The sequence below is a fragment of the Pseudomonas neustonica genome, from assembly GCF_003797945.1.
In the GTDB taxonomy this organism is placed as follows: domain Bacteria; phylum Pseudomonadota; class Gammaproteobacteria; order Pseudomonadales; family Pseudomonadaceae; genus Halopseudomonas; species Halopseudomonas neustonica.
Window position 1 is genome coordinate 133,170 of record NZ_RKKU01000001.1, and the last position, 23,540, is coordinate 156,709.

Annotated in this window: 18 protein-coding genes, 1 tRNA gene and 1 pseudogene; 9 read left to right on the forward strand and 11 right to left on the reverse strand. The window is 56.2% G+C overall.

The features are described from left to right. The first annotated feature begins 13 nt into the window (after positions 1–13). Positions 14–1,309, forward strand: coding sequence for an adenylosuccinate synthase (locus EF096_RS00535; protein WP_123887654.1), 1,296 nt, complete (start codon positions 14–16; stop codon positions 1,307–1,309). A 135-nt stretch (positions 1,310–1,444) separates the two neighbouring features. Here the strand turns inward: EF096_RS00535 and EF096_RS00540 are convergent. Continuing rightward, positions 1,445–1,531: transfer RNA gene (locus EF096_RS00540), tRNA-Leu, on the reverse strand. Between the two features lie 259 nt (positions 1,532–1,790). Here EF096_RS00540 and rnr point away from each other — a divergent pair. The 8 genes and pseudogenes from rnr to EF096_RS00580 all read left to right on the forward strand — a co-directional run. Next, a complete protein-coding gene (gene rnr / locus EF096_RS00545; protein WP_123887655.1) occupies positions 1,791–4,295 on the forward strand; it encodes a ribonuclease R in 2,505 nt (834 codons plus the stop codon). 13 nt (positions 4,296–4,308) lie between these two features. Beyond that, on the forward strand, positions 4,309–5,052 hold the full coding sequence (gene rlmB / locus EF096_RS00550) for a 23S rRNA (guanosine(2251)-2'-O)-methyltransferase RlmB (protein WP_123887656.1): 744 nt from the start codon (positions 4,309–4,311) through the stop codon (positions 5,050–5,052). A gap of 161 nt (positions 5,053–5,213) precedes the next feature. Next, a complete protein-coding gene (rpsF, locus tag EF096_RS00555; RefSeq protein WP_123887657.1) occupies positions 5,214–5,651 on the forward strand; it encodes a 30S ribosomal protein S6 in 438 nt (145 codons plus the stop codon). Between the two features lie 40 nt (positions 5,652–5,691). Further along, entirely contained in the window at positions 5,692–5,922 is a 231-nt protein-coding gene (gene rpsR, locus EF096_RS00560) for a 30S ribosomal protein S18 (RefSeq protein WP_083723771.1), read from the forward strand. Between the two features lie 63 nt (positions 5,923–5,985). Beyond that, positions 5,986–6,861 carry a YybS family protein gene (locus tag EF096_RS00565; protein ID WP_123887658.1) on the forward strand — a complete coding sequence of 292 codons (876 nt, stop codon included), beginning with the start codon at positions 5,986–5,988 and terminating at the stop codon, positions 6,859–6,861. Between the two features lie 18 nt (positions 6,862–6,879). Then, complete coding sequence (gene rplI / locus EF096_RS00570) at positions 6,880–7,326, forward strand: 50S ribosomal protein L9 (RefSeq protein ID WP_123887659.1); 447 nt, start codon at positions 6,880–6,882, stop codon at positions 7,324–7,326. Positions 7,327–7,466: 140 nt separating this feature from the next. Then, positions 7,467–8,873: a replicative DNA helicase gene (gene dnaB, locus EF096_RS00575; RefSeq protein ID WP_123887660.1), complete on the forward strand. Its 1,407-nt coding sequence runs from the start codon at positions 7,467–7,469 to the stop codon at positions 8,871–8,873. 2 nt (positions 8,874–8,875) lie between these two features. Further along, positions 8,876–11,056, forward strand: a pseudogene (locus EF096_RS00580) (YgiQ family radical SAM protein); the annotation flags it as partial. 252 nt (positions 11,057–11,308) lie between these two features. Here EF096_RS00580 and EF096_RS00585 read toward each other — a convergent pair. The 10 genes from EF096_RS00585 to aroQ form a co-directional block, all read right to left on the reverse strand. Next, positions 11,309–14,068 carry a response regulator gene (locus EF096_RS00585; protein ID WP_123887662.1) on the reverse strand — a complete coding sequence of 920 codons (2,760 nt, stop codon included), beginning with the start codon at positions 14,066–14,068 and terminating at the stop codon, positions 11,309–11,311. Between the two features lie 143 nt (positions 14,069–14,211). Beyond that, a complete protein-coding gene (gene purD, locus EF096_RS00590) occupies positions 14,212–15,489 on the reverse strand; it encodes a phosphoribosylamine--glycine ligase (protein WP_123887663.1) in 1,278 nt (425 codons plus the stop codon). Between the two features lie 105 nt (positions 15,490–15,594). Beyond that, a complete protein-coding gene (gene purH / locus EF096_RS00595) occupies positions 15,595–17,202 on the reverse strand; it encodes a bifunctional phosphoribosylaminoimidazolecarboxamide formyltransferase/IMP cyclohydrolase (protein ID WP_123887664.1) in 1,608 nt (535 codons plus the stop codon). An 82-nt stretch (positions 17,203–17,284) separates the two neighbouring features. After that, on the reverse strand, positions 17,285–17,611 hold the full coding sequence (fis, locus tag EF096_RS00600) for a DNA-binding transcriptional regulator Fis (protein WP_123887665.1): 327 nt from the start codon (positions 17,609–17,611) through the stop codon (positions 17,285–17,287). Further along, the gene (gene dusB / locus EF096_RS00605) at positions 17,608–18,543 is read right to left on the reverse strand and encodes a tRNA dihydrouridine synthase DusB (RefSeq protein ID WP_235869606.1); all 936 of its coding nucleotides are present in this window, start codon (positions 18,541–18,543) and stop codon (positions 17,608–17,610) included. The genes fis and dusB overlap by 4 nt, the downstream gene beginning before the upstream one ends. Before the next feature lie 268 nt (positions 18,544–18,811). After that, entirely contained in the window at positions 18,812–20,146 is a 1,335-nt protein-coding gene (locus tag EF096_RS00610; protein WP_123887666.1) for a zinc-ribbon and DUF3426 domain-containing protein, read from the reverse strand. A gap of 68 nt (positions 20,147–20,214) precedes the next feature. Further along, positions 20,215–21,096 (reverse strand): 50S ribosomal protein L11 methyltransferase, encoded by an 882-nt coding sequence (gene prmA / locus EF096_RS00615; RefSeq protein ID WP_123887667.1) that lies wholly within the window; start codon positions 21,094–21,096, stop codon positions 20,215–20,217. A gap of 105 nt (positions 21,097–21,201) precedes the next feature. Next, positions 21,202–22,545: an acetyl-CoA carboxylase biotin carboxylase subunit gene (accC, locus tag EF096_RS00620; RefSeq protein WP_123887668.1), complete on the reverse strand. Its 1,344-nt coding sequence runs from the start codon at positions 22,543–22,545 to the stop codon at positions 21,202–21,204. 19 nt (positions 22,546–22,564) lie between these two features. After that, the gene (accB, locus tag EF096_RS00625; RefSeq protein ID WP_123887669.1) at positions 22,565–23,023 is read right to left on the reverse strand and encodes an acetyl-CoA carboxylase biotin carboxyl carrier protein; all 459 of its coding nucleotides are present in this window, start codon (positions 23,021–23,023) and stop codon (positions 22,565–22,567) included. A 34-nt stretch (positions 23,024–23,057) separates the two neighbouring features. Continuing rightward, the gene (gene aroQ / locus EF096_RS00630) at positions 23,058–23,501 is read right to left on the reverse strand and encodes a type II 3-dehydroquinate dehydratase (RefSeq protein ID WP_123887670.1); all 444 of its coding nucleotides are present in this window, start codon (positions 23,499–23,501) and stop codon (positions 23,058–23,060) included. Positions 23,502–23,540: the final 39 nt, after the last annotated feature.

Consider the following 23,540-nt stretch of genomic DNA (forward strand, 5'->3'; position numbering starts at 1 on the left):
GCATGGGCTGAACATGGGTAAGAATGTTGTCATCCTGGGTACCCAGTGGGGCGATGAGGGCAAGGGCAAGATTGTTGACTTGCTGACTGATCAGGTTGCTGCGGTAGTGCGTTATCAGGGAGGTCACAATGCTGGCCATACCCTGGTTATTGATGGTGAGAAGACCGTACTCCACCTGATCCCCTCCGGCATTCTGCGCGAGAACGTTCGCTGTTTTATCGGTAACGGCGTTGTGCTTTCGCCTGAGGCATTGCTGAAAGAGTTGAAAGAGCTCGAGGCCAAGGGTGTTCCTGTGCGTGAGCGCCTGCGTATCAGCCCTGCTTGTCCGCTGATTCTGCCTTATCACGTTGCACTGGATCAGGCGCGTGAGAAGGCGCGTGGTGAGGCCAAGATCGGGACCACTGGTCGCGGTATCGGGCCAGCCTATGAGGATAAGGTGTCTCGCCGTGGCCTGCGTGTAGCGGATCTTTTTCATCGCGAACGCTTTGCTGCCAAGTTGGGTGAGGTTCTGGATTACCATAACTTTGCGCTCCAGCATTATTACAAGGTTGAGCCGGTCGACTTCCAGAAGACGCTGGATGAGGCTCTTGGGTATGCGGACTGGCTTGCGCCACTGATGACTGATGTGACGGCTCGTCTGCATGAGTTGCGTCGCGAAGGCGCGAATATCATGTTTGAAGGCGCGCAAGGTTCGTTGCTGGATATCGACCATGGTACCTACCCCTTTGTAACCAGTTCCAACACTACCGCTGGTGGTACGGCTACCGGCTCTGGCTTTGGTCCGCTCTATCTCGACTATGTGTTGGGTATTACCAAGGCGTATACCACTCGTGTGGGTTCGGGTCCTTTCCCTACCGAGCTCTTTGATGCTGTGGGTGCGCGTCTGGCTGAGCGTGGTCACGAGTTCGGTTCGACTACCGGGCGGGCGCGGCGCTGTGGTTGGTTTGATGCGGTTATCTTGCGTCGGGCAATGGAGATCAACAGTATCAGTGGTCTGTGTCTGACCAAGCTGGATGTGCTGGATGGTTTGGATGTTATTCGCATCTGTGTTGGTTACCGTAATGAGCATGGCGATGTGATCGAAGCGCCTACCGATGCTGATAGCTATATCGGGCTTGAGCCGGTCTACGAGGATATGCCGGGCTGGGAAGACTCTACCCTGGGTGTCAGGACGCTTGAGGGTTTGCCGGCTAATGCGCGCGCTTACATCACGCGTATTGAGGAGTTGGTAGGGGCGCCGATCGATCTTATTTCGACTGGGCCCGACCGCAATGAGACTGTTATTTTGCGTCAGGTCTTTGCTGACTGATGAAAATGCGGTAAAGAAAAGGCGCCTGAGGGCGCCTTTTTTTGTGTCGCCTGTTTATGAGTGAGGCGGCGAGGTAGGGTTAAATCATTTATTTCAGGCATAAAAAAACCGAGAATAATCTCGGTTTTTTTGAATTGGTGCCCAGGAGAAGACTCGAACTTCCACGGCCGTAAGGCCACTAGCACCTGAAGCTAGCGTGTCTACCAATTTCACCACCTGGGCATGTCTTGCGAATCTGCTGCTATGCTGAACCTGTGGTTCTTGCTGCTGCCGTTTCGTGCTGCTGCCGTTTCGTGCTGACGGCGCGAATATTACGTAGGCAGAATGATCTTGTAAACCCCTGGCGAGAAAAAAATTTATTGGAGGAAACAGGTGCATATAGACTTGATTCGCGGTTCAATAGGCGTCTATGACGAAAAAAGATCAATCCAAAGCCTCGGCCAAGCCGTCGAGCAAATCTACACCTTCCCAGGCCACTTCCATGAATAATGAGTGGATCCAGCAGGATCCGGAAGCTCGGCGCGAAGCGGAAAAATACGACAACCCCATCCCTAGTCGTGAGCTTATCCTGCAATTGCTGGAGACCCGTGGCGCGCCCGCCACGCGAGCTCAGTTGCAGCAGGAGTTCGCTCTGCAGGATGAGGATAGCATCGAAGCGCTGCGCCGCCGCCTACGTGCCATGGAGCGCGATGGGCAGCTTATTTACACCCGCCGGGGCGCGTATGCGCCAGTCGATAAACTCGACCTGATCCGCGGTCGCGTGCAAGGGCATCGCGACGGGTTTGGTTTTCTGGTGCCTGATGAGGGGACTGAAGACCTGTTTCTTGGGCCCTCGCAGATGCGACTGGTATTCGATGGTGACCGGGTTCTGGGTCGCGTTACCGGCGTTGACCGTCGCGGTCGCAGCGAAGGCGCGGTCGTTGAGGTGTTGGAACGTGCTCATGAAATTCTCGTGGGTCGCTATTACGAAGAAAACGGCATCAGCTTCGTTGTTGCCGATAATGCAAAAATAAATCAGGACGTGCTGATTCCGCCGGGCGCCAATATGGGTGCCAAGCACGGTCAGTATGCGGAAGTGCGTATCACCCAATGGCCTACGATGAGTCGGCAGGCGCAGGGCGAGGTAATTGAGGTGGTGGGCGACTACATGGCGCCCGGTATGGAGATCGAGGTCGCGCTGCGTAGCTACGATATTCCTAGCGAATGGCCGCAGGCGGTTATTGACGAGGCTAGCAAGCTCAAAGACTTCGTCGAAGAGAAAGACAAGCAAAAACGTGTTGATCTGCGCCATTTGCCGCTGGTTACTATCGACGGCGAAGATGCGCGTGATTTTGATGATGCGCTCTATTGCGAGCCGCATAAGCCCAGTGGCTGGCGTTTGTTTTCTGGTGGCTGGAAGCTCTATGTCGCCATCGCGGACGTCTCACACTATGTCCCGCTTGGGTCGGCGCTGGACGAGGAGGCGGAGTTGCGCGGTACCTCTGTCTACTTCCCAAGCCAGGTTATTCCCATGCTGCCAGAGGCCATCTCCAATGGTCTTTGCTCGCTTAATCCGCATGTGGATCGCTTGGCGATGGTCTGTGAGATGACGCTGTCCAAGGCCGGTGAGCTCACTGATTATCAGTTTTATGAGGCGGTAATCCACTCGCATGCACGGCTGACCTATAACAAGGTGTCTTCCATGCTGGAGCATGGCCGTAGTCGTGAAGGCAAGGCTTTGCGTGAAGAGTATTGTGAAGTAGTGCCGCATCTTGAGAGTCTGTACGAGCTTTATAAAGCTTTGGCTAAGGCGCGCCAGGGGCGTGGTGCCATCGACTTTGAGACCACTGAAACGCGCATGATCTTTGGTGATGATCGCAAACTGGTCGATATCAAGCCGACTACTCGCAACGATGCTCACAAGATCGTTGAGGAGTGCATGCTGAGCGCCAACGTGGCGACTGCGCGCTTCCTGCAGGATCTTGAGTTGCCGGGCTTGTATCGTGTGCACGATGCGCCGCAAGCGGAGAAGGTCGAGCGTTTGCGCCAGTTTTTGAATGCGCAAGGTCTGAGTTTGACGCGCAAGAAAGGTGATCCCACACCGGAAGACTACAGTGCGGTTCTGGCCAAGGTGCAAGGTCGGCCTGATGCGCAGTTGATTCAGACAGTGATGCTGCGCTCGCTTAGTCAGGCGGTTTATAGTCCGGATAATGCAGGGCACTTCGGCTTGAATTACGAGGCCTATACGCACTTTACGTCACCCATCCGACGCTATCCCGATCTCCTGGCGCACCGCGCCATTCGCAGTGTCGTGCGTTCACGGCGCACCACCGATCTGGTCAAGCGCTGCGGCGCGCCGGTTGTGCCCAAGGCAAAAGTCTATCCTTATGATCACGCGCGCCTGACGGAGCTTGGCGAGCAGTGCTCTAAGCACGAGCGCCGGGCGGACGAGGCTTCGCGCGATGTTGTCAGCTGGCTCAAATGTGAGTTCATGCAGGACCGAGTCGGTGAGTCATTCGATGGTCTGGTGACAGCTGCTACCAGCTTTGGTCTGTTCATCGAGCTGACCGATATTTACGTTGAGGGCTTGCTGCACATCACGGCACTGCCGGCAGACTATTACAACTTTGATGCTGTGCATCACTGTTTGACTGGTGAGCGTTCTGGTCGCAAGTTCCGGCTTGGCGATCCTGTGCGGGTGCAAGTGGCTCGTGTCGACCTGGATGAGCGCAAGATTGACTTCGAAATGGCGGCGGATCAGTCGCAGCCTGAGCCTGATCGCAAGGTCTCTGCCAGTCGCGCTGTGCGCGAGAAGCTGCTTGCTGAGGCGCGTCAGGCCTCGGGCGAGGGCAAGAAGAAGGCCAAGTCCGCTGGGCGTGGCCCGTCCAGCAAGCCTGCTGGAGGTGCTCCTCGGAAATCAGCCAAGCCGGCCGGAGACGTTAAGGCGCCCAGCGGTAAGACTGAGTCTGCTTCGCGCGGTCCGCGCAAGCGTAAGCCGAAGCAGTGAGTGAGAGTGTGGTATGAGCGATCTTGAGCAGGTTTTTGGTGTTCATGCGGTGCAGGCTTTGCTGGAGCGCAGCCCAAAAAGGGTGAGGCGGCTATTGTTGCCGTCTGGGCGTCTCAATGAGCGGCAGCAGGCGCTGCTGGAGCAAGCAGGTTCCGCGAGTATTGCTGTCCAGCGCGTCGCCGCTGATGAGCTGGGTAAGCTGTCTGAAGGCGTGCATCAAGGTGTGATAGCCGAGGTGACCGCCAGTCAGGTGTGGTCAGAGGAGATGCTGACGCACTTGCTCGACCGGTTGGACGGTGTACCTTTGTTGTTGGTGTTGGACGGTGTGACCGACCCGCACAACCTGGGTGCCTGTTTGCGCAGTGCCGATGCGGCGGGCGTGCAGGCGGTGATTGTGCCGCGTGACCGCTCTGCCAGTTTGACCCCGGTGGTGCGTAAGGTTGCCTGTGGTGCTGCCGAGACCGTACCTCTGGTCGCGGTCACCAATCTGGCGCGCACGCTCAAGCAGCTGCAGCAGCGTGGTCTCTGGGTTGTTGGTACCGCTGGCGAGGCGCAGCAGTTTATCTATCAGGTTGATCTCAAGGTGCCCTCGGTGATTGTGATGGGTGCAGAGGGCGCAGGCATGCGCCGTCTGACCCGCGAGAACTGTGACTATCTTGCGCGTCTGCCCATGGCTGGTGCCGTGAGCAGTCTCAATGTGTCTGTTGCTGCGGGAGTCTGTTTGTTTGAGGCGGTCCGTCAACGCTTGCCAGCCTAGTATCTGCACCCGGATTGCATGCTCTGGTCCGGGTTTTGCAATTAATTCCCTTTTAGCTTGCCTCTGACAGGCGCCTTCACTAGAATGGCCGCCCCAAACCTATGTTCCACTCCTTGCCAGACCATATTTGGATGGCTGGCTATAACCCGTAAGGAGCTTTTATGCGTCATTACGAAATCGTTTTTCTGGTTCATCCAGACCAGAGTGAGCAGGTTAACGCGATGGTTGAGCGTTACACCAAGCTGATCGAAGAAGACGGCGGCAAAATGCACCGTCTGGAAGATTGGGGCCGCCGTCAACTGGCTTACCCTATCGACAAGATCCACAAAGCACACTACATCCTCATGAATGTTGAGTGCAGCGCTAAAGCGTTGGAAGAACTGACTGAAAACTTCCGTTATAACGATGCCGTTATCCGTAACATGGTAATGCGTCGCGATGAAGCGGTTACTGAACAGTCCGACATGCTCAAGTCTGAAGAGAGTGGTCGTGGTGAGCGTCGTGAGCGTCGTGAGCGCAGCGATGACAACGACGACAACAGCTCCAACGATGACGCTGATAACAGCGACGACACCGATGATAACGGTGACGACGAGTAAGTTTTCCCAGTTCACATTCCAGAATTAAGGAGACGCTGCCATGGCACGTTTTTTCCGTCGCAGAAAGTTCTGCCGTTTTACCGCTGAAGGCGTTAAAGAGATTGATTACAAAGATCTCAACACTCTGAAAGCCTATGTCACCGAGACCGGCAAGATCGTTCCTAGCCGTATTACCGGTACCAAGGCCAAGTATCAGCGTCAGCTGGCTGTTGCTATCAAGCGCGCCCGCTACCTGGCACTGCTGCCTTACACCGACGGCCACGGTCGTTGATTGGTAGTCAAAAGTAAGTAATCAGGAAGCGCGATCCAAATGCAGGGCTTGGCGGAATACATAATGCGCGGCCGTCGGCAGGCAACCCTAGTGGTTGGTCTGTCGGTCGCAATTCCCCTGTTGTTCTGGTTTGGTGCAGTGGTGCTGGCGCTGGTCATCCTGCGCCGCGGCCTGTCGGAAGGTGCCCCGGTTGTAATCTGGGGTGGTTTACCGGCTTTGGCTTGGGCGATGTTGGGCGATCCTACACCCTTGTTGTTGGTGTTAGGTACAGCGCTGCTGGCCAGTCTGTTGCGCGAGCGCAATGATTGGTCGCTGGTCGTATTGGCCGCCGCACCCTTGGGGTTGATATACGCGCTGATATTGTTGGCGATGTTGCATGAGCCCATGGTGGTTCTGGCTAACGAGCTGCAAGGTATGATGCCTAAGGTACTTGGCGAGCTGGGTAAGGATTTGAGCGAGGCCGATATGGCCCGTCTGCAGAGTCTGATGTTGCCCATACTTGCAGGTTTGACTGGCGCTGTTCATGCTTTGTTGACGTTGGCTAGTTTGATTCTGGCTCGTGCATGGCAGGCAAGACTGTTTAATCCGGGTGGATTTCGCGAGGAATTTCATCAGTTGCGGTTGAAGCCCTGGATGGCGGTCAGTCTGTTGTTGCTGGTCTTTGTCGCACCGCAGTTTGGCGACATGGCGGTAGTGGCGCCGGTTTCGACCGTGCCTTTGCTACTGGCTGGACTGGCCTTGATACACGGCATTGTCGGTATCAAGCAATTGAGCCTGGCCTGGTTGATAGCGATGTATGTCGCACTGCTGTTTGCCTCGCAAGCAGCAGTGCCCCTGATTATGCTTTTGGCGTTTATTGATAGTCTGTTTGATTTCCGCTCTCGCCTGAAACCGGAAAACGGTTTAGGTGGCGACGACGAATCAAACGGTCAAGGTTGAATTTAAGAGGTCATCGCAATGGAAGTTATCCTGCTCGAAAAGATCGCGAATCTGGGTAACCTGGGCGACAAGGTCGCTGTTAAGGCTGGTTACGCTCGCAATTTCCTGCTGCCTTTTGGCAAGGCTACTCCGGCTACTGCAGCCAACGTAGAAGCCTTTGAAGCGCGCCGCGCTGAGCTGGAAAAAATCGCTGCCGAGAAGAAAGCTGGAGCCGACGCGCGCGCCGCCAAGCTGGCTGATCTGTCAGTTACCATCACTGCCAATGCTGGCGAAGAAGGTAAGCTGTTCGGTTCTATCGGTACTCGTGATATTGCTGACGCAGTGACTGCGGCTGGCGTTGAAATCGAGAAGAGCGAAGTTCGTCTGCCTGAAGGTCCGCTTCGTAATGTCGGTGAGTTTGATGTTGTTGTGCAACTGCACAGCGATGTTGAAACCACCGTCAAGCTGATCGTCGTCGCTGGCTAACAGCGGCTGCAGCGCGTGTTCGAGGCTTTACGGTCTCGGATGCTTTAACCGCGCTTTGCAGTTAGACTTGTCAACACGGCGCTTGTCTCCGACAGGCGCCGTGTTGTTGTTTTTGTCTATGCCGTCCTGAGCCCAAGTCCATGACCGAATCGCAATACTCCGCACGTCCCGAGCTGGATCTACAGACCTCCGCGTTGAAGATTCCGCCGCACTCCATTGAGGCTGAACAGGCCGTATTGGGTGGCGTGATGCTGGAGAACACAGCCTGGGAGCGCGTGGCTGAGCTGCTTACCGAAAGTGACTTTTATCGCCATGATCACCGGTTGATCTTCAAGGCCTTGAAACGTCTGGCAGACCGTAATCAGCCGTTCGATGTGGTTACCCTAGCAGAGGATCTGGACAAGGAAGGGCTAAACGACCAAGTCGGTGGTTTGGCGTATCTCGGGCAGCTGGCGAAGAACACGCCCTCAGTTGCCAATATCAGTGCTTATGCGCAGATCATTCGTGAGCGTTCCACGCTACGACAGTTGATCAGCGTGAGTAGTGATATTGCCGACACGGCATTCAACCCCAAGGGAATGCAGTCCAGCGAAGTGCTGGATGAAGCCGAGCGCAAGATTTTTTCGATCGCTGAAAGCCGTCCAAAAACGGGTGGCCCAGAGGGCGTTAACGCGCTGCTGGCCAAGGCGATCGATCGTATTGATACGCTGTTTAACAGTGAAGGCTCTATTACCGGGCTATCGACCGGGTTCACTGATCTCGACAACATGACCTCAGGCTTGCAGCCCTCCGATCTGATTATCGTCGCCGGTCGTCCCTCTATGGGCAAAACCACCTTCGCGATGAATCTGGTCGAGAACGCGGTCATGCGTAGTGAAAAAGCGGTGCTGGTATTCTCGCTAGAGATGCCAGGTGACTCGCTGATCATGCGTATGTTGTCGTCTCTGGGTCGTATTGATCAGACCAAAGTGCGGTCCGGTCGTTTGGATGATGAGGATTGGCCTCGGCTCACGTCTGCGGTCAATATGTTGAATGATCGCAAGCTCTTCATCGACGATACCGCGGGCCTTTCGCCGATGGAAATGCGCGCTCGGGCTCGTCGTGTTGTGCGTGAACACGGCGATCTCGGGTTGATCATGATCGATTATCTTCAGTTGATGCGCATCGGTGGCGCGTCTTCTGAGAACCGTACTAACGAGATTTCGGAAATCTCGCGCTCGCTGAAGGCTCTGGCCAAGGAATTCAACGTCCCTGTGGTCGCGCTTTCGCAGCTTAACCGCTCGCTTGAGCAGCGCCCAAATAAGCGTCCTATCAACTCTGACCTGCGTGAGTCTGGTGCAATCGAGCAGGACGCCGACGTCATCATGTTTGTTTATCGGGATGAGGTTTATCACCCTGATACGCAGGACAAAGGTATTGCCGAGTTGATTATCGGTAAGCAGCGTAACGGTCCTATCGGTACCGCACGCATGGCGTTTCTGGGCAAATACACCCGTTTTGAAAACCTGGCGCCCGGCTCATATTCCGGCTACGGGGATCTGGAGTAATCATGTCGATCACCATTCCGGTGGCCAAGCAGCAACTGTTCGATCACCCGCGATACTGGGCCGAGTGTTTTGGTCCGGCGCCTTTTCTGCCGATGTGCCGGGAGGAAATGGATCAACTGGGTTGGGATAGCTGCGACATCATCATTGTGACCGGTGATGCCTATGTCGACCATCCGTCTTTTGGTATGGCTATCATTGGCCGATTGCTGGAAGCGCAAGGCTTTCGCGTTGGTATCATCAGCCAGCCAGATTGGCAGAGCAAAGATGATTTCATGAAGCTGGGCAAGCCGAACCTGTTCTTTGGTGTGGCTGCTGGCAACATGGATTCAATGATCAATCGCTACACGGCGGATCGTAAGGTGCGCTCTGATGACGCTTACACGCCAGGTGGCAAGGGTGGTAGCCGACCTGATCGTGCCAGTCTGGTTTACAGTCAGCGCTGCCGTGAGGCATTCAAGGATGTGCCACTGGTGCTCGGTGGTATCGAGGCATCGTTGCGCCGGATTGCACATTACGATTACTGGCAGGACAAAGTTAGACATTCGCTGCTGATTGACTCCAAAGCCGATATTCTTCTTTACGGTAACGCTGAGCGTGCTGTGGTTGAGGTTGCGCATCGCCTTAGCCGCGGTGAGCTGATTCAGGATATTACCGATATCCGTGGCACGGCCTTCGTACGTCGTGACACGCCGGAGAACTGGTTTGAGCTGGATTCGACGCGTATTGATCGTCCCGGCAAAGTCGACAAGATCATCAACCCTTACGTGAACACCCAAGACACCAGTGCGTGTGCGGTTGAGCAGGCCAAGGGCCCCAGTGAGGATGAAGGCGACGAGGGTGTGCAGGTTGTACAGCTGTTGCCGCACCCACGTCTGGAGCGTGATCATACGGTGATCCGCTTGCCGTCGTTTGAAAAGGTCAAGAGTGATCCGGTGCTATATGCCCACGCCAACCGTGTGCTGCACCTGGAGACCAATCCTGGCAACGCCCGCGCGCTGGTTCAGCGTCATGGTGATCGCGACGTATGGTTCACGCCGCCGCCGATTCCGCTGTCGACTGAAGAAATGGACTATATCTTTGGCCTGCCTTATGCGCGCATTCCGCATCCGGCTTATGGTGATGCCAAAATTCCGGCTTACGACATGATCCGTTTTTCGGTCAATATCATGCGTGGCTGTTTCGGTGGTTGTACCTTCTGTTCGATTACCGAGCATGAAGGGCGAATTATTCAGAATCGCTCGCACGACTCTATCATCCGCGAGATAGAAGAGATTCGCGACAAGGTGCCCGGTTTCACCGGTGTCATTTCCGACCTGGGTGGCCCTACGGCCAACATGTATCGCATTGCCTGTAAGAGCCCGGAGATCGAAGCGGCATGTCGTAAGCCGTCTTGCGTGTTTCCCGGTATTTGCGAGAACCTGAATACTGATCACTCATCCTTGATTGGTCTGTATCGCAAGGCGCGCGAGCTACCTGGCGTTAAAAAGATTCTTATCGCCTCCGGGTTGCGCTATGACCTGGCCGTGGAGTCTCCCGAGTATGTGAAGGAACTGGTCACCCACCACGTCGGCGGTTACCTCAAAATTGCTCCCGAGCACACCGAGGATGGTCCACTGACCAAAATGATGAAGCCGGGCATCGGCTCTTATGACCGCTTCAAGCAGATGTTCGAGAAGTATTCCAAGGAAGCAGGCAAGGAGCAGTACCTGATTCCTTATTTCATCGCAGCTCATCCGGGCACCACCGATGAAGATATGATGAATCTGGCGCTTTGGCTCAAGCGCAACGGCTTCCGCGCAGATCAGGTCCAGGCGTTCTATCCTTCGCCGATGGCTACCGCGACGGCCATGTACCATTCCGGCAAGAATCCGCTACGCAAAGTGACCTACAAGAGTGATGGCGTGAATATCGTCAAGGGCGAGCGTCAGCGCCGCCTGCATAAGGCCTTTTTGCGTTATCACGACCCCAAGAACTGGCCGTTGTTGCGCGAGGCGCTAAAGGAAATGGGGCGCAGTGATTTGGTGGGTAACGGTAAGCAGCAGTTGATTCCGACCTTCCAGCCTGCTGTAGAAGGCTATCAGAGCGCCCGGCGCAAGAACTCTACCCCTACAGGTAGCAAGAAAGCGGGCAGGGTGCTTACCCAGCACACCGGGCTGCCGCCGCGTGAAACGGGGGCTGCGCGTAAAGGTGCTCGCAAGGGCAGCCGCACGACGCGCTGAAGCTAATCGCTATCAGGCTTATACAGCTTATCTAATGGCCTGTCTGCGTGGCCTCAACTAGTCTTTACAGATACCCGGTTCGCGCCGCGCGAACCGTGTCTAAGACGAGGGGTCTCCCATGCGCACATACACATATATTCTTTACTGCTGGCTGAGTGATTACGCTGCCGCTGCTGGAGGTTATCCTAAGCCGGCGTTTGCATCAGTCAGGACAGATTAACTGCCTGCTGCCTGATTGGCTTTTTGATCGCGCCAGTGCTGTATCTGTTCGCGCAACTGGTTTAACTCAACGGGTTTAGCCATGTGCCCGTTCATACCGGCCTTACGCGCTCGCTCACGATGTTCCGGCAATATGTGGGCGGTGAGAGCAATGATGGGTACCGGGTGGCTCCCTTGCCTGGCTTCCCAGGCGCGGATCTGCTGTGCAGCCGTGAAGCCGTCCATTTCGGGCATCTCACAATCCATCAGAATTAGATCAAACTGCTCTTGTTGCGTGGCTTCGAGCGCACGTTTGCCGTTGTCAACGCTGCTGACTCCTACGTTCAGCTTTGCCAGCATACCCTGAATGACTTTAGTGGAAATGGCGTTATCCTCCGCTACCAGTACGCGGAAATCACCTGCCACGATCGTTTTTGCCGCAGTCGGCTCTGCTGCGTTGTGATGTTCTGTGTCTACTGCCGAGGTATTGCGTAGCTGACTCCACTCATCAATTAGCGTAGTGCGCAGTGTGTAACCTGCTACGGGCTTGCTGAGGATGCGACGAATGCCCGCGTTACGCGCAATGACGCGACTGGGTACCTGGTTGATGCCGGTCAGCATGATAACCAGCAGGTCGTTGTGCAGCACAGGATCATCCTTTATGCGAGTGGCTAGCTCGACGCCGCTCATCCCGGGCATGGATTGATCCAGTAGCAGTATTTCGAACGGAGCGCCCAGGTTGGCTTGAGTTCGCAGCATAGCCAGAGCCTCCCGTCCGCCTGCTGCGCATTGGCTACGCATGCCCCAAGCGGCAGCTTGCTGCTGCAGTACCTTGCGGCAGGTTGCATTATCGTCGACGATCAATACATTGCGGTCCTGCAGGCAGAGTCCGTTAGGGTCTGCGGTAAGACTGTTATCAAGCTTGGCTGCGGGCAGGCTGAACCAGACGGTAGTGCCAGTGCCTTGCTCGCTGCCGTATTTCATCCCCAGGGTGCCTTGCATCATGGCGATAAGTTGCCGAGCGATCACCAGCTGTAGGTAGCCATCATTATCTGAGTGCTCCAGCAGTCTGGCGGTACTGAGATCCTTGCTCAGCAGGTTTTCACGGGCATCGTCCGGCATGCCAACGCCGGTATCTTGAATCGCAAAGCGCAACCTTTGATCACGCTCTTTGCGTTCCAGGCCCACTACCAGGACGACTTCACCCTCCTCGGTGTATTGCAGGGCATTGGCCAGCAAATTCATCAGGATCTGTCTTAGCCGTGTGGGGTCGCCTTGCATAGTGCGGGCAACGTCGGGATGAACGAATCCAATCAGTTCTATGCCTTGGTTCTCTGCTCTATTGCGGTAGATGTCCAGACAGTCGTTGACCAGTGCATGCAGGTCAAATTGGACCTCTTCTAGCAGCAGTTGGCCTGATTCAAGGCGTGAGACATCCAGAATTTCATTGATCAGGTTCAGCAGATCATTACCCGAGCCATGGATGGTTTGCACGTAGTCGCGCTGTTTGGCCGAGAGCGCTGTATCCAGCAGTAGCTCGCTCATGCCCAGCACGCCGTTCATGGGCGTGCGTATTTCATGGCTGATACGGGCAAGAAACTCGGCTTTGGCACGCTGTTCCGCCTGTGCCGTGGCGGTATCCTGGCGCTGGCGGATACGCTGGCTCAGTTTCCCCTGCAGGCGCTTGTACAGGCTCCAGGTATAAGCGACAAGCCCGCTCCAGAGCAAGATGTCAGCCAGGTAGGCGTAGGATGGAAGGTCGTCCAGATAATGTTCTACCAGGGCGTTGCTCAGCAACAGTAAATGGCCGATGCAGAAGGGCAGGTTGAAGTGAGTCCCCTGCATTCGCAGATGAATGGCCAGTGCCAGCCCAAACAAGGGTAAGCCAAAACGCAGTAGATCAGACGCCAGATGGAATTGGGCCGGGAAACTTGCAGCGATGGCCAGCAGCACAGTTGCAACCACGCTAAAGCCTACAACGACCCTACGCTCGCTGTTGCAGTGCTCAGTAGGTAGGCGACTTAGTAGTAGTAGCGCGAGCAAGGGATAGGCGCATAGTGACAACACTTGAGCGAGGTAACCGTGCACTGTAAAGGGACTTTTTGCGGCCCAGCTGAGGCTGTCCAGGCCGCTGAGCGCAAGAATCAGGCTGATGCCAGCCAACACCAGGTGATAAGGGTCGCGCCCGAGTGAGCCCTGTAGCGCGCCGTGCAGGAACAGCGCCAATAGCAGGCCGATCAGGATCCCCTGAATACTCTGCTGGAACGCGTGCTCGGAAGCCGCGCTGCGGGCGTCGATGACGCCAATACGAGTGGTGACAGGATAATCGTTACTTAAGCGCACGAGCAGCTTTACGCTTTCGGGCGGCAATTGCACGAGCGGCAAAGCCAGGCCTTTATAAGGCAGTGGTCGCGCAGCCGGAGAACCAAGTTGTCCGGTTTGGTACAGAGGAGTAGCGCCCTGTATGGTCAAACGATACACAGCTACATCCGCGATGGCTGGATTGCTAACGGTGAGGAGCTTGTCTTGAGACTGGCTTAACGTGAGTTCGACCCAAAGCACTGCGCCTTTGCCTGGCAGCGTTAGCGGTGCATCGAGAGCGGGTATAAAGCGGTTGGCGTAACGATTTGACAGTATGTCGTCCAGCTCGAGTTGGCCGGTGGGGTCGACGAAGGTTTTATAGTCAGGCGTTATGGCGTCAGCGGAGGCAACCCAGCTCGAGAGTGTGAAAGCTAGGCCCGTGAAAAGAGCGAGCAGTAGCGAGCTAATGTGCTTCACAATCGATTATGTCCTGTCCTTGGGCGATGATGCTAACGTGCTTGCTGTCTCAATAAATCACCGATGCAGTATAGACCAAGGTCTTTGTCGCTGAAACGGTCCATGCGGGACAGCAAGGTGTCCCGCATGGACTGATTGGCTTATTACTTCCGCCCGATGGCGCGATAGCCGATGTCTGAGCGGTAAAAGCTACCTTCCCATTGTATTTGCTCTGCCAGGCGATAGGCTGCCTGCTGTGCGGCCAGCACGTCATCACCGAGCGCGGTTGCGCAGAGCACGCGACCGCCACTGGTGACTACCTGGTTGCCTTCCAGCGCTGTGCCAGCGTGGAACACTTTGCCATCGCTGGCCTTTGCCTGATCGAGACCGGTGATTGGCAGACCTTTGGCGTAGTTACCGGGATACCCCCCGGCGGCCAATACGACTCCCAGACTCGGACGCGGGTCCCAGCGTGCTTCAATCTGATCCAGTGTTCCTGCTTCGGCAGCTTCAACCAACTCAACCAGACTGGATTGCAGGCGCAGCATGATGGGCTGGGTTTCCGGATCGCCGAAGCGGCAGTTGAATTCGATTACCTTTGGGTTGCCGGCGGTATCTATCATCAGGCCCGCATAGAGAAAGCCTGTATATCGGTTACCTTCGGCAGCCATGCCTTTAACGGTAGGCCAGATCACTTCATCCATGACCCGCTGGTTTACAGCGTTGGTTACGACCGGTGCCGGTGAGTAAGCGCCCATACCACCGGTGTTAGGGCCAGTATCGGCATCACCGACGCGTTTGTGATCCTGGCTGGTAGCCATGGGGAGTACATGTTCGCCATCGACCATGACGATGAAGCTGGCTTCCTCACCATCAAGAAACTCTTCGATCACGACACGAGATCCGGCTTCGCCGAAAGCATTGCCAGCCAGCATGTCGCGTACGGCATCCTCTGCTTCCTGCAGCGTCATGGCGACTATCACACCCTTGCCCGCTGCCAGGCCGTCGGCTTTGATAACGATAGGTGCGCCGGTTTGCTGCAGGTACGCCAGTGCTGGTTCGATTTCAGTGAAGTTCTGGTAGTTAGCCGTCGGGATCTGATGGCGAGCCAGAAAGTCTTTGGTGAAGGCCTTGGATCCCTCCAGCTGTGCGGCACCCGCGGTAGGGCCGAAGCAGGGCAGCTGATGTTCACGGAAGCGGTCGACCACCCCTGCGACCAGCGGGGCCTCGGGGCCAACGATAGTAAGGCTGACATTGTCGCGGGCAAATGCCACCAACTTGTCGATCGCCAATACGTCGATATCGACGTTCTCGCACTTTGCCTCGATGGCGGTGCCGGCGTTACCGGGTGCAACAAAGACTTTTTCGACGCGGCTGTCCTGTGCGACTTTCCAAGCCAGCGCGTGTTCGCGTCCGCCACTGCCAATAATCAGTACGTTCATTTTTCTCTCCTTGGGAGAGAGCGGCAAGCTTCAAGCTTCAAGCTGCAAGCGGCGCTGTTGGGGCGTTTCGCTTGCGGCTACGGCTTACGGCTTGCGGCTCAGAGTTTAGTGACGGAAATGGCGCATGCCGGTGAAAACCATTGCCATACCCGCTTCATCCGCTGCTGCAATAACTTCTGCATCACGCATGGAGCCGCCTGGCTGGATGACCGCACTGATGCCATTTTTTGCTGCGTTATCGATGCCGTCACGGAACGGGAAGAACGCGTCTGAAGCCATTACCGCGCCTGGCACCTGCAGCCCTGCGTGCTCAGCCTTGATGGCGGCGATGCGGGCTGAATTCACGCGGCTCATCTGTCCTGCGCCAATGCCCACTGTTTGCCGTTTGCTGGCATAAACGATGGCGTTGGACTTGACGTATTTGGCCACTTTCCAGGCAAAGACCAAGTCGTTGATTTCCTGTTCGGTGGGCGCGCGTTGAGTGACTACCTTGAGATCTTCTGCGGTGATCATGCCAATGTCGCGGCTCTGTACCAAAAGACCGCCATTAACGCGTTTAAAGTCCCAGTCAGCCAAACGTTCGCTGGCCCAGTCGCCACATTCCAGCAGGCGTACGTTAGCTTTGGCAGCAACCACTTCGCGGGCAGCGACACTGATGCGCGGCGCGATAATGACTTCGACGAACTGACGATCAACAATGGCTTTGGCGGTATCGCCATCAAGCTCGCGGTTGAAGGCAATAATGCCGCCAAATGCGGATTCGCTATCGGTGGCGTAGGCCAGCTCATAGGCTTGTCTGATACCGCCTTCGGCGTCAGGCACCACGGCAACACCGCATGGGTTGGCGTGCTTGACGATCACGCAGGCAGGCTTGGTGAAACTCTTGACGCACTCCAGTGCCGCATCGGTATCGGCCACATTGTTGTAGGACAGTTCTTTGCCTTGTAACTGGGTGGCGGTGGCAATACTGGCCTCGGCGGGCGTGGCTTCTTTGTAAAAAGCCGCCGCCTGATGCGGGTTTTCACCGTAGCGCATGTCCTGCGCCTTGATGAACTGGCTGTTGAAGGTACGCGGGAAAGTACTGCGCTCTTCGGTGCTCAGGGTGTCCCGGGTCTGCTCGATAGTGCCAAGATAGTTGGCAATCATGCCGTCATAGGCAGCGGTATGTTCAAAGGCTTTAAGCGCCAGGTCGAAGCGCTGTGCATACGTCAGACCGCCTTGCTTGAGGCTGTCGAGGATGCTGCTGTAATCATCGGCGTTGACCACGATAGCTACGTCTTTATGATTCTTGGCTGCGCTGCGCACCATGGTTGGGCCGCCGATATCGATGTTCTCGATGGCATCGGGCAGGCTACAGTCTGGCTTGGCTACCGTTGCGGCGAAGGGGTATAAGTTGACCACAACCATATCGATCGGCTGAATGCCATGCTGCTGCATGACGTCACCGTCCAGGTCACGACGACCCAGAATGCCGCCGTGAATTTTGGGGTGTAGGGTCTTTACTCGACCGTCCATCATTTCCGGGAAGCCGGTGTAGTCGGCTACTTCCACCGCAGCAATGCCCTGTTCGCGCAGTAGCTTGAAGGTGCCACCGGTTGACAGGATTTCAGCACCCAGAGCGCTAAGTTCGCGGGCGAATTCTACAACGCCTGTTTTATCGGACACGCTGATCAAGGCTCGACGTACGGGCAGACGAGTGGTTTGGTCGGTCATCTTGGATCCAGTTTCAAGGTGGTGGGTATTTGGTTGAGTCTGCCGGCTCTGCAGTGTCGAGCCGGCACAGTCGGACATCGCGTTAGAGAAGTCCGTACTGCTTGAGTTTCTTGCGCAAGGTGCCACGATTCAGCCCCAGCACTTCGGAGGCGCGGGTCTGGTTACCTTTGACGTAGTTCATGACGCTTTCCAACAGCGGCGCCTCTACCTCGGACAGCACCATGTTATAGACATCGGTGACGTCCTGGCCTTCAAGGTGCTGAAAGTAACTGCGTAACGCCTCGTCTACGCTGTCGCGCAGAGGGCGTGGGTGTCGCGCTTCGTCGCTGCCGGTGGCAGGAAGGGGGGATGGACTGCTGTTGCTCACGGTGGGATTTCCGTCAAAAAAGGTAGAGGTTTCGAGGTTCATGCTGCTAGATCTCCTTCCAGCAGGCGGCTGAAATACTGATTTATTGCGTGGTGTTGCTGATCTGCACAGGTCAGTGCGTTAAAGCTGCGGCGAAATTCGCTCGCGCCGGGCAGTGTTTGCAGATACCAGCCGACGTGTTTGCGCGCGATACGGGCGCCATGCTCGGCACCATAGAACTGGTGCAGTGCTGCCAAGTGTTCACTGAGAATCGATTGCTGAAGCGCGAGGTCTGGAGCCGGCAAGTGGGTACCGGTGCGCAGGAAGTGATCAATCTCTCGAAAGATCCAGGGGCGACCTTGCGCGGCACGGCCAATCATGACGGCGTCAGCCCCGGTTTGCTGCAGCACATCCCGCGCTTTCTGCGGGGTTGTGATATCGCCATTGGCAATGACCGGAATAGAAATGGCCTGTTTGATGGCTGCTATGGTGTCGTATTCGGCGTGACCGGTGTACAACTCTGAGCGAGTTCGGCCGTGCACTGCCAGGGCTTGAATGCCGCTAGCCTCGGCGATTCTGGCGATATTGACGCCGTTGCGATTGGTCTGATCCCAGCCGGTCCGAATCTTCAAGGTGACAGGTACCTGGACGGCGGCTACCACGGCTTCGAGGATCTCGGCGACCAGAGCTTCATCGCGCAGCAAAGCTGAGCCGGCGGCCTTGTTGCAGACCTTCTTTGCCGGGCAGCCCATGTTGATATCAATGATTTGTGCGCCAAAATCCTGATTCATCCGGGCTGCGTCAGCCATCATCTGTGCATCGCCACCGGCGATTTGTACCGAGCGTGGTTCTGGCTCACCGGTATGGTTGAGGCGTAACTGTGATTTGCGAGTGCCCCACAGGCGACTGTCGCTGGTGACCATCTCGGACACCACCATGCCCGCACCGAGCTTGCGGCACAGCTGCCGAAAGGGCTGGTCGGTCACTCCGGCCATGGGGGCGAGAATGACAGGGTTAGGTAATTGGTAAGGTCCAATGCTGAGCACTTACAGGTCCATCCCTGTGCTGTCCGGTCACTTGTCCGGCTGTCTGTTCTGCGGAGTCACTTCACCCGCGCCGAGCCATTGGCTCAGTCGCAGATAAGAAGTGTGAAAAGGGCGAACATAATACCTGCAAAGCATGACTGGTTAAAGACTGATCTGGCTGTTTTTTGTACAGTTTCGCATTGACTAATTAGCCAAGAACAACTATGGCCGCGGGCGATCAGGGGCTGAGAAAATCCAGGTTGTAGCTAGTTGCTTTGGGGCCGGGAGCAACCATGCTGAGCGCAATGTGGATAGGGGTTTGTGGTGGCATCAGGTTACGCCCGGCCAGTTCTCCACCCAGGTATTCTTCTGGCCGAAAGCGTTTCTCGCTGACGCTATCACCACGATTGTCGCTGAAGGTCATGCGCACAACAGGAAAAGGTTGTGGGTAATCAGCGCGGTTATAAATGATGACGTCAATAGCTACTGCATTGGGGAATTCGGGATGTGGCCGAACCAGCAAATTACTACTACGAACCAGGCTAATATCGACGCGAACCGGAAGTTCACAACCAGCCAACAGGCAGATGCTTTCCAGCATGGGGCGCAAGCGGGCATCGCGGGCCCAGGCATCAAAGTTGTAGGTGACAGCCTGAGCCACCAGGGCGACTACTGCGAGCAGGCACAAGGGTGTCCAGATCCAGCTTTGGCGGCGGCGGGGCGGGTATCCGACTTCATCCAGCAGTAGTGGCTCGTCCTCCAGTTCGGGGAGGGTTAGGTTACCATCGAGGCTTGGTTCGCTGCGGGTTTTACTGCTCTTGCTCTGATGTTGCTCTTCAGTATCACTGGGTTCTGCTGGCGCGGGCTCAGCCGAGAGACCTGTTTCTAGTGTTGCCTGGTCGTCTTTTTCAACCGGTGTGCCAGCAGGCTTGCCGCGCATAAAGATTCCGCCGGGCACTGTTTCATCTTGCAGAGGCAGCAGGCGTGCCTTGGCTGGAGTCGTATCTTGCGCGGCTTTATGTGTCTGGCTTTCGGGTTCTGCGGGGGGGGGGCTGGTTTTCTGTGCTTGCAGCGCTGGTGCTGGCGCAATGGCCAGAAAATCGTCGTGCAGATCCAGCCCGCTGTCATCGCTGCTGTGGGGTTCGCCAACAGTGGTGTCATGTTCAGGGAGTGGTGATTGATCCGGCACTATTGGTGAGATCTGCTGTTCGGGTTCTCTTTGTTCTGGCGCTTGCGGCTGCTGCGTGCCCATGGTGGCCCGCGACTGCTCCGGCTCGCGGCTGGCTGATAGTGGCGGGTTGACCTCCTCGACAATGGACTCGTCCAGCCCCAGAGCTTCCAGGTCGAGGTCGTCCAGCTCGAGGTCATCGTGAATCAGCAGCTCGCCTGCGGCGTTGTGACGCTCGGCTGGCGTTGATGTTGCAGGCGCTTTGGTATCGCTGTTATCCAGTGCATTGAATACCTTGAGGCAGGCACCACAGCGAACATTCCCGGCGGCTGCGCTCAGTTGTTCCTGAGACAGGCGGAAGTGAGTTTTGCAGTAAGGGCATTGCGTTACCTGCAGTTCGCTCATGGTGTGCCAGACATCCTGTACGTGTGACGGACTCGAGTGGGTATTTTGCCTATAAGCGGGTCAGGCTGTCACTGCCTGCGACGACCACTAACACGTATCCAGCCATCCTGCTCGGCGACCGGGTCCAGTTCAAAGAAACCTTGATAAGCCGTTAGGATCTCATCGGTTTGTTCGGCCAAAATACCGGATAGAGCAATCAGTCCGCCGGGCTGCACCAGGCTGGCGAGTTGCGGCGCCAGGCTTACCAGTGGACCCGCTAGAATATTTGCAACGACCACGTCGGCTGGTTGCTGGGGCATATCTTCTGGCAGGTAAAGGCTGAAGTGCTGGTCGGCGATCTGGTTGCGCTGCGCATTGTCCCGGGAAGCTTCCAATGCTTGCACGTCAATATCGGTTCCGACGGCGTGACTTGCGCCAAGCAACAGGGCTGCGATGGCCAGGATGCCTGAGCCGCAACCAAAATCGATAATCTGCTTGTCGGCTAGTTGCTGGCCGTCGAGCCAGGCGAGGCAGAGTGCGGTTGTCGGGTGAGTGCCGGTACCAAAAGCCAGGCCTGGGTCCAGCAACAAGTTAACCGCTTCCGGCTCGGGCGCAGCGTGCCAGCTTGGCACAATCCACAGGCGCTGACCAAAGCGCATGGGATGGAAATTATCCATCCAGCTACGTTCCCAGTCCTGATCCTCGATTTGCTCTAGCTCATGGGCAGGTAGCTCGCCCTGATGCAGCAGCTTGAGGTGCTGAATTAGTGTGTCAGAGTCAGTGTCTGCTTCAAATAGCGCGAGCAGATGGGTATTGGACCAGAGCGGGGTTGTACCCAGGTCTGGCTCGAAAATGGGTTGGTCCTCGGCATCCATGAAGGTTACCGATACCGCACCAAGTTCCAGTAATTCGTCCTCCAGACGTTCGGCCTGCTCTGGGGTAATGGCGAGACGCAGTTGCAACCAGGACATGATTTACCTCAAAAGCTGGAAGCTTATAGCTTGAAGCTGAAAGAAAAACCGGGATGCGATACTTCGCATCCCGGTGTGGGGCAGTACTGCTTGCCTCTGACTGGGCTATTTCAAACCCAGCTTATGCTCCAGGTAGTGAATGTTAACGCCACCTTCACAGAAACCAGGATCACGAACCAGCTCACGGTGCAGCGGTGCGTTGGTCTTGATGCCATCAACTACCAGTTCATCGATTGCGTTGCGCATGCGCGCCAGTGCTTCATCGCGGGTAGCACCGTAAGTGATCAACTTGCCGACCAGAGAATCGTAGTAGGGCGGTACTTTGTAGCCACTGTACAGGTGCGAGTCAACGCGCACGCCGTTGCCACCGGGGGCATGGTAAAAGGTAACCGTGCCAGGGCTTGGCATAAAGGTTTTGGGGTCTTCTGCGTTGATCCGGCATTCGATGGCGTGGCCACGAATGACGACGTCGTCCTGGGTGAAGCTCAGTGGTTGGCCAGAGGCCACCAGGATCTGCTCCTTGACGATGTCGATACCTGTGACCATCTCGGACACCGGGTGCTCGACCTGTACGCGGGTGTTCATCTCAATGAAATAGAACTCACCATTCTCGTACAAGAACTCGAAGGTACCTGCGCCGCGGTAACCCAGATCGATACATGCCTGCACGCAACGGGCCTGCACTTCAGCGCGGGCCTTTTCGTCGATACCGGGTGCCGGTGCTTCTTCAATGATTTTCTGGTGACGACGCTGCAAAGAGCAGTCGCGGTCGCCCAGATGAATGGCATGCCCCTGGCCATCAGACAACACCTGCACTTCGACGTGGCGAGGGTTGGTGAGGAATTTTTCCAGGTAGACCATCGGGTTGCCGAAGGCAGCCCCTGCTTCGGTGCGGGTGAGCTTGATTGACTTGATCAACTCGGCTTCATCGTGCACTACACGCATGCCGCGCCCACCGCCACCGCCAGCCGCTTTGATGATGACCGGGTAGCCGACGCGTTGACCGATGCGCAGGCACTCTTCATCGTCATTTTCCGGTAGCGGGCCGTCTGAGCCAGGCACAGTTGGTACACCGGTCGCCTTCATGGAAGCAATGGCCGATACTTTATCGCCCATCAGGCGAATAACCTCAGCACTGGGGCCGATGAAGGTAAAGCCGGAATTCTCGATCTGCTCGGCGAAGTCGGCATTCTCAGCCAGGAAGCCATAGCCGGGATGAATGCCATCGGCTCCGGTGACTTCGGCCGCGCTGATGATTGCGGGAATGTTCAGGTAGGAGTCAGTTGCACTGGGTGGGCCGATACAGACGGTTTCGTCCGCCATTGCCAGGTGCATCAGCTCGCGGTCAGCGGTGGAATGCACCGCTACGGTCTTCAACCCCAGCTCCTTGCATGCGCGAATAACGCGCAATGCAATTTCACCACGGTTGGCTATTAGTACTTTATGCATCGAAGGCTCCGGGCCGGGCTCAGGCGATGCTGAACAGGGGTTGATCGAATTCCACCGGCTGGCCGTCATCTGCCAGGATGGACTGAACCACGCCGCTCTTGTCGGCTTCAATGTGGTTCATCATTTTCATGGCTTCGACAATGCACAGCACGTCGCCAGCTTTGACGCTCTGGCCTACTTCAACGAAAGAGGCAGCGGCCGGTGAGGGCGAGCGATAGAAAGTGCCGACCATGAGCGAACGTACCAGATGACCGGATGGCTCTGCCGGTGCTGCTTCTACAGCAGGTGCAGCTGGCGCGGCGGCAGCTGCTGGAGCAGGTGCGGCTGCAACCGGCGGTGCGGCGTAATACTGTGGTGCAGCGGGTTGCTGGCTGTGGCGGCTAATGCGAACGGATTCTTCACCTTCGTGAATTTCCAGCTCGTCGATGCCGGACTCTTCCAGAAGCTCGATTAGTTTTTTGACTTTGCGAATATCCATTGATGCTTGCACTCCAGAGCAGGGTTAATCGTATTCAGGATTGTTCTATTTTGTGTATTGCTGCCTGCAGGGCCAATTCGTAGCCCTGGGCGCCCAACCCGCAAATCACGCCTTCGGCAACGTCCGAAAAATAGGAGTGATGACGGAAAGGTTCGCGTTTATACACGTTGGATAAGTGAACTTCGATAAATGGGATGCTCACTGCGAGCAATGCGTCACGTATTGCGACACTTGTGTGTGTAAACGCGGCTGGATTGATCAGGATGAAGTCGATGGCCTCATCGCCGGCGGCGTGAATACGCTCGATCAATTCATGCTCGGCGTTGCTTTGCAGGCTCAGCAGATGGTGGCCGCGTTGGCTGGCAAATTCGCGCAGATGCTGGTTGATCTGCTCCAGCGTAGTGGCGCCATAGACGCCGGGCTCGCGGCTGCCGAGGCGATTGAGGTTGGGTCCATGCAGGACCAGTATGCTGGCCATTAACGTTTATTCCGTTGCTGAGTCCGTGTGACTAGGCAG